The organism is Enterococcus sp. DIV1368f (genome assembly GCF_051712245.1).
GTDB lineage: Bacteria > Bacillota > Bacilli > Lactobacillales > Enterococcaceae > Enterococcus > Enterococcus faecalis.
The window spans coordinates 1976190-1992666 of the sequence record NZ_JBIOON010000001.1 but is presented as its reverse complement, the minus strand read 5'-3'; the positions used below and the strand labels follow the sequence as shown (position 1 = coordinate 1992666).

Below are 16477 nucleotides of genomic sequence, written 5' to 3'. Positions count from 1 at the left end.
TATAAAAATCATTTGCTGAGAGAAAACGCTACAACTTCCCTTTTCTAAACGAATATCCAATGCTATACTTAAAAAGTAAAAACAAAAAAACAAATGAGGTGTTTTCCATGTCTTGGGAACAAGTTTACCAACAATGGTTAAATGAAGAAAATATTCCAGAAAATTTAAAAAATGAATTAAAGGACTTAAATACAGACCCTGAAAAATGTGAAGATGCATTTTACGCACCATTAGAATTTGGGACTGCCGGGATGCGCGGAATTTTAGGCGCCGGTATTAATCGGATGAATATCTTTACGGTTCGTCAAGCAACAGAAGGACTTGCACGTTTTATGGATACGCAAGATCCTGAAACAAAACGTCGCGGTGTAGCCATTGCCTATGATTCACGTCATATGTCTCCAGAATTTGCAATGGAAGCAGCTAAAACATTAGCTAAACATGATATTCCTTCTTTTGTGTTTGAAAGCTTACGACCAACACCAGAATTATCTTTTGCGGTTCGTTACTTTAAAGCTTTTGCGGGAATCATGATTACAGCTTCTCACAATCCAGCTGCCTATAATGGCTACAAAGTCTATGGTGAAGACGGTGGTCAAATGCCGCCAGCTGATGCAGATGCATTAACTAAATATGTTCGTAGTATCGAAAATCCTTTGAAAATTGATGTCTTATCAGATGAAGAAGTTGCCCACAGCGGTTTAATTAACATTGTTGGTGAAGAAGTCGATAACGCGTATTTGAAAGAAATTAAAACAGTTACGATTAATCAAGAATTAATTAACGAAATGGGTAAAGAATTAAAATTAGTTTACACTCCCTTACATGGAACTGGGAAAATGTTAGGAGAAAAAGCATTAAAACAAGCCGGTTTTGAAAAATTTGTTTTAGTACCTGAGCAAGCTGTTGCTGATCCTGACTTTACTACAGTTAAGTCACCAAACCCTGAAGAACATTCAGCTTTCGAATACGCGATTCGTTTAGGGGAAAAAGAAGGCGCTGATTTATTGATTGCAACAGATCCAGATGCTGATCGTTTAGGTGCCGCTGTGCGGATGCCAAACGGAGACTACCAAGTATTAACAGGAAATCAATTAGGTTCAATTATGATTCATTATATTTTAGAAGCCCATCAACAAGCAGGCACGTTGCCTCAAAATGCTGCGGTTCTAAAATCAATCGTTTCTAGTGAACTTGCTACAGCGATTGCTGAGAAATATAATACGAAGATGTTTAATGTTTTAACAGGTTTCAAATTTATTGCTGAAAAAATTCAACAATACGAAGAAGACCACAGTCAAACGTTTATGTTTGGTTTTGAAGAAAGTTATGGTTACTTAGTGAAACCTTTTGTTCGTGATAAAGATGCAATTCAAGCGTTAGTTTTATTAGCAGAAGTAGCGGCTTTCTATAAAAAACAAGGAAAAACATTATACGATGGCTTACAAGATATCTTTGAAGAATTTGGTTACTTTGAAGAAAAAACTATTTCCGTAACAATGAGCGGAATTGAAGGCAGCGGTAAAATCAAAGCTTTAATGGCAAAATGTCGTGAACAAGCGCCAACTGAGTTTGCCGGGATTCAAGTTGCTCAAACGGAAGATTTTAAAGAATTAACACGCACTTTTGCAGATGGTCAAACAGAACAATTACAAACGCCTCCTTCTGATGTGCTGAAATATCATTTAGAAGATGGCAGTTGGATTGCTATCCGACCATCAGGAACAGAACCAAAAATTAAATTCTATCTAGCGACAAAAGCAACAAGTAGTTCAGAAGCTTCTGAAAAAATTGCTGCGTTTGAAGCAGTCGTTAATGAATTAACAAAATAAAATAAACAAAACAGGCTGTACGGAAAAAAGTACGAATGTTAGTGTTTGTGTCAAAAGCTAATTGACTTTTGACACAAACACTTTATTTAACTAAGGAGGGAATGCTATGAAAATTGGCTTTATCGGTGCTGGCAGTATGGGCGGTGCCATGATTAAAGGGTTACTGAAAGCTGAGGCAGTCAAGAAGGAACATTTATATGTGAAAGGCGGCTCAAGTGGAACAGCAGAAGCACTTCAAAAAGAGTGGGGCTTTCAACTTGTCACAGATTATGCGCTTTTTCAAGAGTGTAAAGTTATTTTTATTGCGACAGGAGCAAAGGTCGTGTTACCTGTCCTTCAGGAATTAGCTCCTCATTTTTCCAACGAAAGTCTATTGATTTCTGTTGCAACAGGTCATACCATACAAGAAGCACAAATGGCTCTTGGCAATAAAGAAGCCAAAGTTGTTCATGCCATTCCTAATACACCAGTTAGCGTGAATCAAGGCGTGATTGGCGTAGCCTTGGCACCAACAATTGAAGGCCAAACGAAGGACCTGGTAATGGAACTTCTTGCTAGTTTAGGGTTAGTCAAAGAAATTCGTGAAGCGCAACTGGAAACTTTTGGCACTGTGGCTGGTTGCAGTCCAGCTTTTGTTGATATCTTTATGGAAGCATTGGGAGATGCAGCAGTCTTAGAAGGGCTACCAAGGGACTTATCTTATGAAATTGTCGCTCAAATGATAAAAGGAACGGCGACCTTAGCCTTAGACACGAAAAAACATCCAGGAGCATTGAAAGATGAAGTGACTTCTCCAGGAGGAAGTACGATTCGCGGTGTCGTAGCTCTAGAAAAAAATGGCTTCCGTTATGCCGTGATGGATGCAGTTCAGCAAGCCAACCACGAATAGATGAAGAAAGTTGGAAAATCGACAAGTTTGTCATTTTTCCAACTTTCTTTGTGCCATATTTTTCGTAGGAAAGAACAATCGCAGTTCTTATTTTAAAAAACTCTGTGTTATAATGAGTGCAAAGTGAGGCGACTATAATGAAACAAATGGAAGAAATCAAACAAGTAAGTCAATTATATAAAGTATTAAGTGATCCAACACGTTTAAGAATTTTGCTACTTTTAAAAGAAGGCGAACATAACGTAACGGCGATTAGTGAACAATTGGGAATGGAACAGTCCGCCGTTTCTCATCAACTAAAATTATTAAGAGATAGCCGGGTTGTCAAGGCACGTCGCGAAGGAAAAACGATTTTTTATACATTGGATGATCATCATGTAATAGATATTTTAAATCAGACCTTTGAGCATATTGAACATCGATAAAAAGTAGGAAAAAATAGCGTAACTAGAATAGCGCTGTTGATGGAGGTAAAAATGAAGGATACCTTAAAGATCGGGTTACTAGGATTAGGGACTGTAGGCACTGGCGTTTTAACTCTCTTGAAAGAACATCAAGAGAAAATTTCACAAGTGACAGGAATGAATGTAGTCATTGAAAAAGCATTTGTTCGAAATCTTGAAACGAAACAAGCGCAAGCGGAAGAATACGGTCTGTCTTTAACAACTTCAATTGATGATATTTTAGAAGATAAAGAGATTCAAATCGTTGTGGAATTAATGGGAACCATTGAACCAGCCAAAACGTATATCATGAAAGCTTTAGAAAAGGGCAAACATATTGTGACTGCCAATAAAGATTTACTGGCGCAACATGGGAGTGAATTAGTAGCGTTAGCCCAAAAACATCATTGTGATTTATATTATGAAGCAAGTGTTGCTGGCGGGATTCCTATTTTAAGAACAATTGCTAATAGCTTAGCGGCAGACAATATTCAACAAGTTTTAGGGATTGTGAATGGTACGACGAATTATATGCTTACGCAAATGGTTTCTGCTGATAAAAGTTATGAAGAAGCTTTAGCAGAAGCGCAAGCGTTGGGATTTGCTGAAGCGGATCCGACAAATGATGTCGATGGAATCGATGCAGCCTATAAAATGGTTATTTTAAGTCAATTTGCTTTTGGGATGAATGTTTCATTACCACAAGTTGATATTCGTGGAATTCGCGGATTGTCTTTAGATGATGTCGCCATGGCTAAACAACTGGGGTATGAAATCAAATTGATTGGCTCTGCTGAACAAAATGAGAATAGTATCTCGGTGGAAGTGGCGCCTATGCTAGTCAATCAAAAGCATCCTATTGCATCTGTTCGGAATGAGTACAATGCAGTATTTATAAAAAGTGCAGGCGTGGGCGAATCAATGTATTACGGTCCAGGAGCTGGCGCTAAACCGACAGCAACCAGTGTTGTCAGTGATTTAATTACGATTGCTAAAAACATTCGCTTGGCAACGACTGGCCATATGTTCAATTCGTATCAACATAAAACCCAATTGACGAGTTCCGAAAATGTATTTGGACAGTACTATTTTTCATTAGATGTTCCAGATACGCCAGGACAATTTTTGCAGTTGACGCAATTAATGACTAAAGCAGAAGTCAGCTTTGATCAATTAGTTCAACAGAAATCAGATGGACAGCGAGCAAGAATTGTTGCCATTACACACCAGATATCAAAAGCACAAATGCAACAAGTTGTGACAGCTATTCAAAATACGGAAGCCTTTCAGTTATTAAATGTAATGAAGGTTATAGGAGATGAGTAAACATGTATGAAGGTTTGTTAAAACAGTATCAAACGTATTTGCCCGTAACAGAAAAAACACCAATGATTTCTTTAGCCGAAGGAAATACGCCACTGATTCCTTTACCTAATTTATCCAAAGAATTAGGTATTCAATTATATGGAAAATACGAAGGCTTAAATCCCACCGGCTCATTCAAAGATCGCGGGATGGTGATGGCTGTAGCAAAAGCGGTAGAAGAAGGTGCCAAAGCGATTGTTTGTGCTTCTACAGGAAATACTAGTGCCGCCGCTGCTGCGTATGCCACAAGAGCAGGCATTAAAGCGTATGTAGTGATTCCAGAAGGGAAAATCGCACTGGGAAAATTGGCGCAAGCTATTATGTATGGGGCGGACATTATTTCGATTCCAGGTAACTTTGATGAAGCATTAAAAGCGGTGCGAGAGATTGCGAAAACTGAGGCAGTTGCGCTAGTTAATTCAGTGAATCCTTATCGCTTAGAAGGGCAAAAGACAGCAGCTTTTGAAGTTTGTGAACAATTAGGTCAAGCGCCCGATGTCTTAGCGATTCCAGTTGGAAATGCCGGCAATATTTCCGCTTACTGGAAAGGCTTTAAAGAATGGCATGAAAAACAAGGAACAACTTTACCAAGAATGCATGGTTTTGAAGCAGAAGGTGCCGCAGCGATCGTGAAAGGCCAAGTGATTGAGCAACCTGAAACCGTGGCAACAGCGATCCGGATTGGAAATCCTGCTAGTTGGCAATTAGCAGAACAGGCACGCGATGAATCCGGTGGTTTCATTGATGCCGTGACAGATCAAGAAATTTTAACGGCTTACCGAAAAATTGCTGCTCAAGATGGGGTTTTCATTGAACCTGGTTCGGCTGCCTCATTAGCTGGAGTTATTCAACATGTTAAAAGCGGTAAAATCAAAGCAGGTGAAACCGTCGTGGCAGTCTTTACTGGTAACGGACTGAAAGATCCTGATACAGCAATGGAGACAGAAGTAACTATTTCAAAAATGAGTGACGTGGAAGAAATGCGTCTGCACTTACGAAAAGGAGTCGCAACACTATGAAAATAAGAGTACCTGCCACTAGTGCCAACTTAGGACCTGGCTTTGATTCATGTGGCATTGCATTATCCGCTTATTTAACAATCAACGTTTTAGGTGAAAGTGAATTTTGGGAAATTCAACATACTTTGGGAGAAGAGATTCCTACTAATGAAGAGAATTTATTAATTCAAACGGCATTGAAAATTGCACCAGAATTAACACCAAAAGTTATTCGGATGGTTTCTGACATTCCCCTTGCAAGAGGACTAGGCAGTAGCTCAAGTGTGATTGTAGCAGGCATTGAATTAGCTAACCGACTAGCACATTTAAATTTGTCCCCTAAAGAAAAAGTTCGTTTGGCCACAGAGATGGAAGGTCATCCGGATAATGTTGCCCCTGCTATTTTAGGAGATTTCGTGGTGGCTAGCCATGTAGAAAACCAAGTCTACCATGTCAAACATCACTTTCCAATGTGTGATGTCATTGCATTTATTCCAGAGGAACCGTTATTTACCGAAAAAAGTCGCGCTGTTTTGCCCGAAAAATTGGCTTATAAAGAAGCAGTTGCGGCCAGCTCAATTGCCAATGTTATGATTGCCGCAATTTTAAACGGGGATTTACCTTTAGCAGGCAAAATGATGGAACAAGATAAATGGCACGAAATGTATCGTCGTTCATTGGTTCCTCACTTAAAAGAAATTCGTCGTTTAACTCAGCAAAGAGGTGCTTATGGCTCTTTCTTAAGCGGTGCTGGTCCAACTGTGCTAATCTTGTCGCCAGAAGAACGAACCAACGAAATTGTTCAAAGTTTGGAGAAATTATCTACCAAAGCGAGCATCCAAATTTTCAATATTGATCAAGAAGGCGTTCAAGTCTTTTAAAAAAAACGAGAAAAAATCACTAGTGATTTTTTCTCGTTTTTTTTAATCCTCGGATGTTTCCGTGGAATAATAACTATGATCTTCTAAGTTCAAAGCATTAAGAATCATTGAGGCAGTTTCTTCAATTGAAAGAGAAGCGACATCAATAACGATACAACCTAATTTTTGATAAAGATCATTAGCAAAAGCCAGTTCTCGACGAATTTTTTCAATATCTGAATAAGAAGTATTTTCAGGCAATCCATATGCGCGCATTCGTTCTTTACGAATCCCGTTTAAAACATTGGGATCGTTGGTTAAGCCAACAATTTTTTTAGGGTCCATTTCGAATAATTGTTTCGGTAAATGTGCTTCAGGAATTAGTGGCAAATTAGCAACTTTTAAGTTCTTGTTGGCTAAAAAGAGACTTAGCGGTGTTTTAGAAGTTCGGGAAACGCCAAGAAGTAACACATCCGCTTCTAAAAAGCCTCGTGGGTCCTTGCCATCGTCATATTTGACAGCAAATTCCATTGCTTCAATTCGTTTAAAATAATTTTCATTCAGATGATGTAAGGCACCTGGTTCCCGCATGGGTGCGACACCTGTTAATCGTTCGATTTCCGCAACTGGTGGTGTCAAAATGTCAAAATGGAACAATTGATGCTCATTGAAAAATTGATTAGCAATCGCCACGAGATGATCATTAATAATAGTATGAAGCACCATGGCTTCTGCTTTTTTGGCATCTTCTAACGCTTGCACCAGTTTATCTTCGTCTTTAACGAATGTTCGTCTAATCAAAGTAAAATCAACAGTGGGGTACTGGGCCATTGAAGCAGCCGCCAATTTTGAAGCGGTCTCGCCAGCAGAATCTGAGATGACAAAAATCGTCACACATTTTTTTTCTTCAGAAATAGTCATAGAGGGTAAGTCCTTTCTTGCATTTTTAATAATTTTATTATACCATAAGTCCAGAATCTATTTCGTAATGATTCTGATTTAGGTTGGTGAGGGAGGAAATGGCGATGGCACCAGTAAAAACCAATATTGAACAAGCCTTAGAAACCATGAAAGCCAGTGGATTAAAATATACTAAAAAACGAGAATTACTGATGAGCTATTTGATTAAGCGAAATCGGTATGTTTCTGCACGTGAAGTGTATGAATTTATGAATGAAACCTTTAAAGGAGTCAGTTATGATACGGTTTATCGTAACTTGCATGACTTTGAGCGCTTAGAATTGCTGGAAAAAACAGAATTAAATGGCGAGCAAAAGTTTCGCTTCCGTTGTTGCCAAGAGGTGGAACATCATCATCACTTTATTTGTACGGTTTGTGGCAAAACGGAAGAAATTCACATGTGTCCGATGAATTTTTTTGAAGAACAGTTAAAAGGTTGTTCAATTGAAGGACATCGCTTTGAAATACTTGGTCGTTGTGCCGATTGTTGCGAAAAATAGCGAATAAGACGAAAAATCAAACAAAAATTTCGTATTTTATCAGTAGAGTGGTTGACGGTTATTTATGCTTTAGCTATAATATAACAAGGACAGTATTTTAATTTGTGGGTTTTTCCCACAAATAAGAAAAACGGTTACTTTTTAAGCTCGGAGGGAGGGAATAACATGTCAAAAACAGTCGTTCGTAAAAACGAATCTCTTGATGATGCTCTTCGTCGCTTCAAACGTTCCGTTTCAAAAGCGGGTACTTTACAAGAATCACGTAAACGTGAATTCTACGAAAAACCAAGTGTAAAGCGTAAGAAAAAATCTGAAGCAGCTAGAAAACGTAAAAAATTCTAGTTTTGAATGAATTGGAGTTGGTGGTATGTCATTGCTAACCACATTGAATGACGACATTAAAACAGCGATGAAAACTAAAGACAAAGAAACTTTAGCCGTACTTCGTATGTTAAAGACTGCCATTCAAAATGATCAGATTAAAGCGGGCCGTGAATTGAACGGAGAAGAAGAACTCACTGTATTGTCTCGTGAGATGAAACAGAGAAAAGATTCTTTATCAGAGTTTGAAAAGGCGGGACGCGACGATCTTGTTGAAAAAGTAAAAGTTGAAATAGCAATTGTTGAAAAATATATGCCTCAACAACTAACGGAGGAAGAAATTCGTCAACTAGTTCAAGAGGTAATGACGCAAACTGGCGCCACTTCACCAAAAGATTTTGGTAAAGTGATGGGCGCTATGATGCCGAAAGTCAAAGGCAAAGCCGATGGCAACCAAGTTAACGCAATTGTGAAAGAATTATTACAAGAAAACTAAGAGCGTTATCGAAACTAGGACAGGATACTGTCCTAGTTTTTTTATACAAAGAGAAAACCGGTAGCTTTTTACGGTTTTCTCTTTTTTGACTTTCAAAGTCAAATCAGGTACGACTTCTTTTTAAACAGATAAGAATGTGGTATCATTGTAAAGGACTATATAATAAAGGAGATGGACGTTTTTTGACAGATAATCAGTCAAAATCTTTGGAATTAATACTTACTGATTCTGATGATGCACACATGCTTTTAGGAACACATGATAAACATATCAAATTTTTAGAAGAGAATACCCACGTAACGATTAATAGTCGTGGCGAAGTTATTCAGTTAATTGGCGAATCATCAGAGGTAGAGTTAGTCGCTTCCGTGTTAAGAGCGCTACAAACATTAATTCAACGAGGCATCAAAGTGCATACGCCAGATGTCGTTTCTGCTTTAAAAATGGCCAAAGCTGGAAATTTAGAGGCGTTTATTGCCATGTATGAAGAAGAAATTATGAAGGACCATCATGGTCGGGCCATCCGAATTAAGAATGTTGGTCAAAAAAAATATATCGATGCAGTTAAAACTCATGACGTCATTTTCGGGGTGGGACCTGCGGGGACAGGAAAAACCTTTTTAGCCGTGGTGATGGCAGTAGCAGCTTTAAAAAAAGGCGAAGTACAAAAAATTATTTTAACTCGTCCAGCGGTGGAAGCTGGCGAAAGCTTGGGCTTTTTACCAGGTGACTTAAAAGAAAAAGTCGATCCTTATTTACGTCCAGTTTACGATGCCTTGTATCAAATTTTTGGTATGGATCATACAAATCGTTTAATGGAACGCGGCGTTATTGAAATTGCCCCGCTTGCTTATATGCGTGGTCGTACATTGGATGATGCTTTTGTCATTCTAGATGAAGCACAAAATACCACGGTTGCCCAAATGAAAATGTTTTTAACTCGTTTAGGGTTTAGTTCAAAAATGATTGTTAATGGAGATACTAGTCAGATTGACTTGCCACGTGGTGTAACAAGTGGTTTAGTTAATGCCGAGCGTACGTTAAAAGACATTGAAAAAATTGCCTTTGTAAATTTTGAAGCCAGTGACGTTGTGCGTCATCCGGTTGTAGCACAAATTATTCAAGCCTATGAAAAAGAACAACAAAAGCATTCCTAAGCAGTTAGGGAAGGAGTGAAAGTACCTTTTGAAAAAAGTACTTACAAAGTTAGGGGATCGTTTAGGTAAAGCCTATTTACCTATTTTATTAGCCGTTTTTTCTCTTCTTTTATTTATGATTATGTTTGGCAGTGTCCATCAGAAAAGAGTAGAAATTAAAGAAGGTCAACTGGCCGAGAAAACCATTCGTGCAAATAAAAATATCGAGAATACCTACGAAACAGAACAAAGAAAAAAATTGGCAGCAGAAGCTGTCACACCCGAATATATTTATCAAGAAGATACGGCATCTGTCCAACATAATCGTATTGATAAATTATTTAAATTGATTGATTCTGCGAATGAAAAAGTAGACAAAGAGTACAGCAATAAGCAAGCGAAGGCCAAAAAGGAAGAAACGATTCCTGCGCCGACCGTGGAAGAACGAGTAGCTAGCTTAAAATCATTGTTTGAATCTTTACCGCAAGATGAAGTTACGTTTTATCAAAGTTTTCCTAATGTTTTTTATCAAACAATCTTTACATTAACCTCTGAGCAATTAGATAAGGTTCGTTCAGAAAGTTTGATGTTGGTGGATGACGCAATGCAAAATCACGTTCGAGAATCTGATTTGGATAAAATTCGCCAAGAAGCTAACGGTAAAATTCAATACTTAGACATTACGAGTACCATGCAACAAGTCATTCGTTACATTGTTAACCAAGGGATTGTGGTAAACGATATTGCCAATGAAAAACGAACAGAAGAGCTACGCCAAAAAGCGATGAATGCTGTTCAACCCGCAATGATTTATCAAGGCGAAATTATTGTTCGTGAAGGTACTCAAATTGATGCAAAAGCGGTCGAAAAACTTGAGTTACTAGGAATGACTAGTCAAAATACGTCTATTTTTCCGATGGTGGCATTAGCATTAGCTATTTTACTTCAAGTTGAAGTGTTGATTTTCTTTACAAAACAAGTGACTGAGCCTTCGCGACAACGCTCGTTTATTATCTTTTACACGGGTGCTATGCTAATCAGTGTTATTTTAATGAAATTCTTCCAGATTTTCCAAACAGAGCAGTTGATGTATATTCCCTTGTTCTATCCAGCAGCCTTTGCGCCGCTGATTCTAAATCATTTTGTGAATCGTCGTTCAGGGATAATCGCTGCCATTTTCCAAGTCGTTTTTGCGTTATTTATCTTTTATAATTCTATTGGCACAAACTCGTTGACGGTTATTCTGATTATGTACTTATTCTCAGGATTTCTAGCAACAGTTGTTAAACGGAAACGGATGAGTGAGCAAGTTTTCCCAGCTTTAATGTGGGTAGTGGTCTTTCCTGTTTTCATGGCGGTTGTCTTAATGATTTATCAAGGGATGAGTTTAACAGATGGTAAAACGTGGACAGCTTTAATTTGTGCAAGTGCAGGAACGGTACTTTCATTTTTAGCAACAATGGGCTTGCATCCATATATCGAATTATTAGTGACCGATGATAGTATGATTGTCTTGAATGAATTAAGTAATCCGAACCATCCGTTGTTAAAACAACTGTTAGAAGAAGCGCCAGGTACCTATCATCATAGCATGATGGTGGCTAGTTTGAGCGCTAACGCTGTTGCTGAGATTGGCGGGCGGTCGCTATTAACACGAGTTGCTTGTTATTACCATGACATTGGCAAAATTAAACACGCCAATTTCTTTGTGGAAAACTTACCTGCTGGTGCAGAAAATCCACATAACTTTTTATTACCAGAAGATAGTAAACAAATTATTTTTGGCCACGTAATTGATGGCGCCAAAATTTTAGAAGAGTACAATATGCCGCAAATGGTGATTGACATTTGTCGTCAACATCATGGCACAACATTGATGAAATTTTTCTATGTGAAAGCAAAAGAACGCAATCCTGAAATTAAAGAATCCGACTTCCGTTATCCTGGACCACGTCCACAAACACGAGAAGCAGGGATTGTGAGTATTGCTGATACTTGTGAGGCTGCTGTGCGGGCGATGGATCATCCGACCAACGAAAAAATTCAAGCCTTTGTGCATAATGTGATTCAAGACAGAATTTCAGATGGCCAATTAGATGAATGCGGGTTAACGATGAAAGAGATTCGCATCATTGAAAAATCATTAATTAATGGATTATGCAGTACCTTCCATTCACGGATTAAGTATCCAAAAATGAAAGCTGAAGCAGAAGAAATGAAAGATGAACAAGAAAAGAGAGATGACTAATGGATATTACTTTCATTGATGAAACCGAGAAAGTACCAACAGAAGAAATCAAAGAAATCGAAAACTTGCTGCAATTTGCAGCGGGTTTTCTAGAAATTGCCGAAGATACGGAGATGTCGGTGACTTTTACAGATAACGCAGGTATCCAAGTGATTAATCGTGACTATCGGGGCAAAGATATGCCTACAGATGTCATTAGTTTTGCTTTAGAGGATGAAGGGGAAGACGAATTGCCAATTATTTTTGATGATGAAGAGTTGGCAGAGTTACCACGTAATCTAGGTGATTTAATTATTTCAACAGAGCGAGCAGCAGAACAAGCAGTTGAATATGGGCACACATTGGAACGAGAAATGGGCTTTTTGGCAGTACATGGCTTTTTACATTTGAATGGGTACGATCATATGGAACCTGAAGATGAAAAAGAAATGTTTGGTTTACAGAAAGAGATTTTAGATGCGTATGGCCTTAAAAGATGAGCAAACAGGAAAAAATAAACATTTTATTAATTCATTAGAATTTGCCTGGCAAGGAATCAAAACAGTTTTTCGAGAAGAACGTAATATGCGCAAACATGTGGCGTTTGGCGTCACGGCCATTGTGTTTGGTTTCTTGTTTTCCTTAACACTTGCTGAATGGCTGTGGTTGTTATTGGCCGTTTTTCTCGTCTGGTTGGCAGAAATTATCAACACAATTTTTGAAAATGTCGTAGATATGTTTACGGATTTTCACTTTCATCCAATCGGAAAAAAAGTCAAAGACATGGCCGCAGGAGCTGTTTTATTAACAGCCGGTTTCGCAGTGCTAGTAGGACTAATTCTATTTGTACCAAAAATTTTACAAATCATTCAAATGTGGAAATAAGAGGAGAAATACAATGACAACTGAACATAAATCTGGTTTCGTAGCCATTGTCGGCAGACCAAATGTTGGAAAATCAACATTGTTAAATCGAATTGTCGGCCAAAAAATTGCAATTATGAGTGACAAAGCACAAACAACTCGTAATAAGATTCAAGGAATTTATACAATTCCTGAAGCACAAATTGTTTTTATCGATACTCCAGGGATTCACAAACCTAAACACCGCTTAGGCGATTTCATGGTGGAAAGTGCCTACAATGCGATGCGTGAAGTAGATGCTACTTTATTTATGGTAAGTGCTGATCAAAAACGCGGGAAAGGTGACGACTTTATTATTGAACGATTGAAAAATAATAATAGTCCAGTCTACTTGATTATTAATAAAATTGACAAAGTCCATCCAGATGATTTATTGATTATTATTGAAGACTATTCGAAACAAATGGACTTTAAAGAAATTATTCCCATTTCTGCTACGGAAGGAAATAATTTTGAGCATTTAATGGATGTTCTCGTTGAGCAAATGCCAGAAGGACCACAGTATTTCCCTGATGACCAAATTACGGATCATCCAGAATATTTTATCGTTTCCGAATTAATTCGTGAAAAGGTGTTACTTTTAACAAGAGATGAGATTCCTCATTCTGTCGCTCTCGTTGTGGACTCAATGAAACGAGATGAAAACGATAAAGTCCATGTCCAAGCAACCATTATTGTGGAACGGGACAGTCAAAAAGGCATCATCATTGGCAAAGGCGGAAAAATGCTGAAACAAATTGGTACCAAGGCGCGTCAAGATATTGAATATTTATTAGATGACAAAGTGTATTTGGAGCTTTGGGTAAAAGTCCAAAAAGACTGGCGTGACAAAAAAATCTATTTACAAGATTTTGGTTATCGCAAAGAAGAATATTAAGAAAGTAGTGTTTGGGAAGCGAGTGTATAAACGAACTTTCCAAACACTACACTAATTTACATAAGAAATGGAAGTGAATTGAATGGCATTAGGGGAGACCAAAGGCATTATTTTATTTACGAAGGATTTTAAAGAGAAGGATAAACTCGTCAAAATTTTTACAGAATCCTATGGAAAATTGATGTTTTTTGTGAAAGGTGCGCATCGAAAAAATAATCCTCTTTTGCCAGCGATTCTGCCATTTACAGAAGCCGTCTACATCGGAAACTTTAGAGAAGAAGGCTTATCTTTTCTCAATAGCAGCAAAGAAGTTCAACCTTTTCGAAACATTCAACAAGACATATTTATTAACGCATACGGAACATATATTTTAAACTTAGTCGATGCAGCAATTGAAGATCAGCACTATGACCCTAATTTATTTCAATTTACCCACATGGCATTATCCGCTTTAAATGAGCAAAAAGATCCGGAAATCATTACAAATATTTTTGAAATTCAATTGTTAGAACGGTTTGGTGTACGACCAGAATGGCATCATTGTGTGGCTTGTGGCGAAACACAAGGGAAATTTGATTATTCCTCAAAATATAGCGGTGTGCTTTGTGAAAAACATTGGCATTTAGATGAGCAGCGCTACCATGCAGATCCTAGAGCGATTCATTTTATTCGCTTATTTTCGCAAGTCTCCTATGAAAAAGTCCAAAACATTCAAGTAAAAGAAGAAACTAAGAAAAGTATTCGAGAAACGATTGATATGTTATACGATGAATATGTCGGTTTGCACTTAAAAAGCAAAAAATTTATTGATCAAATGAAAACGTGGGAAAATACGTTAAAAATTCCACCACGAAAGAAGGAAGAAAAAGAAACATAAACAAGCAGTCATTTTTCTAAAAAAAAAATTGACAACTTCCCTCAGACACCGTATTATGATAGAGAAGTTAAATACGTACGAAGAAAAAGAGAAGTAAAAAGAACCCTCTGTTAAGCGAATCTGGGAGAGTGGGAGCCAGAAACACGGAACTTTTGAAAGGCACTTTGGAGTACGACAAACGAAGCTGCCGATGAACACATCGGAAGTAGGGTGGAACCGCGATAATTATTCGTCCCTATGTCTATTAATAGGCATGGGGACTTTTTGCTGTGAATCACTACGATTGGCGCAAATGCGACAGAGTAGATGATGAACAGTACAAGGTGACCAAAGGGAACGTTGTCTCCTCTATGTTAAAACAAACTGCTTAGCCAAAAACATGGAGCAGATGATGAACAGCACAAGGTGACCAAAGGGAACGTTGTAACCGAATAAAAAAAAGCAAACAGTTAACACCAAAAGAAAAAATAGTAACGTTTATTCAAAAAAGCTCAATTGGCGCAAAAGTGTCAGAGCAGATGTGGAACAGCACAAGGTGACTGAAAGGAACGTTGTCTCCTCTGTTCCTCTGTGTTAAAACAAACTGCTTAGCCAAAAACATGGAGCAGATGATGAACAGCACAAGGTGACCAAAGGGAACGTTGTAACCGAATAAAAAAAAAGCAAACAGTTAACACCAAAAGAAAAAATAGTAACGTTTATTCAAAAAAGCTCAATTGGCGCAAAGGCGACAGAGTAGATGATGAACAGCATAAAAATTATCCCATTCTACAAAATTGTTTTTCTGTAGCCCTTTTTAAATTTACATTCCCGAAGCAAAGTCAATCCCTATGTCTATAAAAAATATTCCAAGGAGGAAAACAATGAAAAACAAGTTAACCGTACAAGAAATGATTTTAACCTTGCAAAAATTTTGGTCATCTAATGGCTGTATGTTAATGCAAGCCTATGATACAGAAAAGGGAGCCGGCACCATGAGTCCTTACACGTTTTTACGTGCCATTGGACCTGAACCATGGAATGCTGCCTACGTAGAACCTTCTCGTCGTCCAGCTGATGGACGCTATGGCGAAAATCCGAACCGTCTATACCAACATCATCAATTCCAAGTTGTAATGAAGCCTTCTCCTGAAAATATCCAAGAACTTTATCTAGAAAGTTTGAAATTATTAGGAATTGATCCATTAGAACATGACATTCGTTTTGTAGAAGATAACTGGGAAAATCCTTCAATGGGCTGTGCTGGTTTAGGTTGGGAAGTTTGGTTAGATGGCATGGAAATTACCCAATTTACGTATTTCCAACAAGTTGGCGGCTTACAATGTCATCCTGTCACTTCTGAAATTACTTACGGGTTAGAACGCTTAGCATCATATATCCAAGAAGTCGAAAGTGTCTATGATTTAGAATGGACACAAGGCGTTAAATATGGTGAAATTTTTGTGCAACCTGAATATGAACATTCAAAATATTCCTTTGAAATTAGTAATCAAGAAATGCTTTTAGAAAACTTTGACAAATTTGAAAAAGAAGCTAAACGCTGTATTGAAGAAAGCTTAGTTCATCCAGCCTATGATTATATTTTAAAATGTAGCCATACATTCAATTTATTAGATGCTCGCGGCGCTGTCTCTGTAACAGAACGTGCAGGATATTTAGCCCGCATTCGGAATATGGCTCGTTCCGTAGCGAAAATTTTTGTGGCTGAACGTGAAAAATTAGGGTTCCCATTATTAAATAAAGATCAAAGTGTATCCAAGGAGGCAGAATAA

At 37.9% G+C, this 16477-nt stretch carries 17 protein-coding genes; 16 read left to right on the top strand and 1 reads right to left on the bottom strand.

Annotated elements, in window-relative coordinates:
- Positions 1-107: 107 nt before the first annotated feature.
- The 6 genes from IGL07_RS09730 to thrB all read left to right on the top strand — a co-directional run bounded on the left by IGL07_RS09730 (position 108) and on the right by thrB (position 6408).
- On the top strand, positions 108-1832 hold the full coding sequence (locus IGL07_RS09730; protein ID WP_002356727.1) for a phospho-sugar mutase: 1725 nt from the start codon (positions 108-110) through the stop codon (positions 1830-1832).
- 106 nt (positions 1833-1938) lie between these two features.
- Positions 1939-2721 (top strand): pyrroline-5-carboxylate reductase, encoded by a 783-nt coding sequence (gene proC, locus IGL07_RS09725; RefSeq protein ID WP_010817505.1) that lies wholly within the window; start codon positions 1939-1941, stop codon positions 2719-2721.
- A gap of 116 nt (positions 2722-2837) precedes the next feature.
- Positions 2838-3146: an ArsR/SmtB family transcription factor gene (locus IGL07_RS09720; protein WP_002356730.1), complete on the top strand. Its 309-nt coding sequence runs from the start codon at positions 2838-2840 to the stop codon at positions 3144-3146.
- A gap of 51 nt (positions 3147-3197) precedes the next feature.
- Entirely contained in the window at positions 3198-4490 is a 1293-nt protein-coding gene (locus IGL07_RS09715) for a homoserine dehydrogenase (protein WP_002356731.1), read from the top strand.
- 2 nt (positions 4491-4492) lie between these two features.
- The gene (gene thrC, locus IGL07_RS09710; RefSeq protein ID WP_010817504.1) at positions 4493-5548 is read left to right on the top strand and encodes a threonine synthase; all 1056 of its coding nucleotides are present in this window, start codon (positions 4493-4495) and stop codon (positions 5546-5548) included.
- Positions 5545-6408, top strand: coding sequence for a homoserine kinase (gene thrB / locus IGL07_RS09705; protein ID WP_002376729.1), 864 nt, complete (start codon positions 5545-5547; stop codon positions 6406-6408). The genes thrC and thrB overlap by 4 nt, the downstream gene beginning before the upstream one ends.
- Before the next feature lie 42 nt (positions 6409-6450).
- Here thrB and IGL07_RS09700 read toward each other — a convergent pair whose 3' ends face one another.
- A complete protein-coding gene (locus tag IGL07_RS09700; protein ID WP_002382760.1) occupies positions 6451-7308 on the bottom strand; it encodes a pyruvate, water dikinase regulatory protein in 858 nt (285 codons plus the stop codon).
- Between the two features lie 98 nt (positions 7309-7406).
- Between IGL07_RS09700 and IGL07_RS09695 the strand changes: the two genes are divergently transcribed.
- The 10 genes from IGL07_RS09695 to glyQ all read left to right on the top strand — a co-directional run bounded on the left by IGL07_RS09695 (position 7407) and on the right by glyQ (position 16477).
- Positions 7407-7847: a Fur family transcriptional regulator gene (locus tag IGL07_RS09695; protein ID WP_002387080.1), complete on the top strand. Its 441-nt coding sequence runs from the start codon at positions 7407-7409 to the stop codon at positions 7845-7847.
- 165 nt (positions 7848-8012) lie between these two features.
- Positions 8013-8189 (top strand): 30S ribosomal protein S21, encoded by a 177-nt coding sequence (gene rpsU / locus IGL07_RS09690; protein WP_002356740.1) that lies wholly within the window; start codon positions 8013-8015, stop codon positions 8187-8189.
- Positions 8190-8214: 25 nt separating this feature from the next.
- The gene (locus tag IGL07_RS09685) at positions 8215-8664 is read left to right on the top strand and encodes a GatB/YqeY domain-containing protein (RefSeq protein WP_010817503.1); all 450 of its coding nucleotides are present in this window, start codon (positions 8215-8217) and stop codon (positions 8662-8664) included.
- A 242-nt stretch (positions 8665-8906) separates the two neighbouring features.
- Complete coding sequence (locus IGL07_RS09680; protein ID WP_369810298.1) at positions 8907-9821, top strand: PhoH family protein; 915 nt, start codon at positions 8907-8909, stop codon at positions 9819-9821.
- 28 nt (positions 9822-9849) lie between these two features.
- Entirely contained in the window at positions 9850-12048 is a 2199-nt protein-coding gene (locus IGL07_RS09675; protein WP_002356744.1) for an HD family phosphohydrolase, read from the top strand.
- Positions 12048-12527, top strand: a complete 480-nt coding sequence (ybeY, locus tag IGL07_RS09670; protein ID WP_002356745.1) for an rRNA maturation RNase YbeY — start codon at positions 12048-12050, stop codon at positions 12525-12527. Before IGL07_RS09675 ends, ybeY begins: the two co-directional genes overlap by 1 nt.
- Positions 12511-12912: a diacylglycerol kinase family protein gene (locus tag IGL07_RS09665; RefSeq protein WP_002382764.1), complete on the top strand. Its 402-nt coding sequence runs from the start codon at positions 12511-12513 to the stop codon at positions 12910-12912. Before ybeY ends, IGL07_RS09665 begins: the two co-directional genes overlap by 17 nt.
- A gap of 13 nt (positions 12913-12925) precedes the next feature.
- A complete protein-coding gene (era, locus tag IGL07_RS09660) occupies positions 12926-13828 on the top strand; it encodes a GTPase Era (RefSeq protein ID WP_195526180.1) in 903 nt (300 codons plus the stop codon).
- Positions 13829-13910: 82 nt separating this feature from the next.
- Positions 13911-14705, top strand: a complete 795-nt coding sequence (gene recO / locus IGL07_RS09655; protein WP_002374343.1) for a DNA repair protein RecO — start codon at positions 13911-13913, stop codon at positions 14703-14705.
- Positions 14706-15568: 863 nt separating this feature from the next.
- Positions 15569-16477, top strand: a complete 909-nt coding sequence (gene glyQ / locus IGL07_RS09650; protein ID WP_002379669.1) for a glycine--tRNA ligase subunit alpha — start codon at positions 15569-15571, stop codon at positions 16475-16477.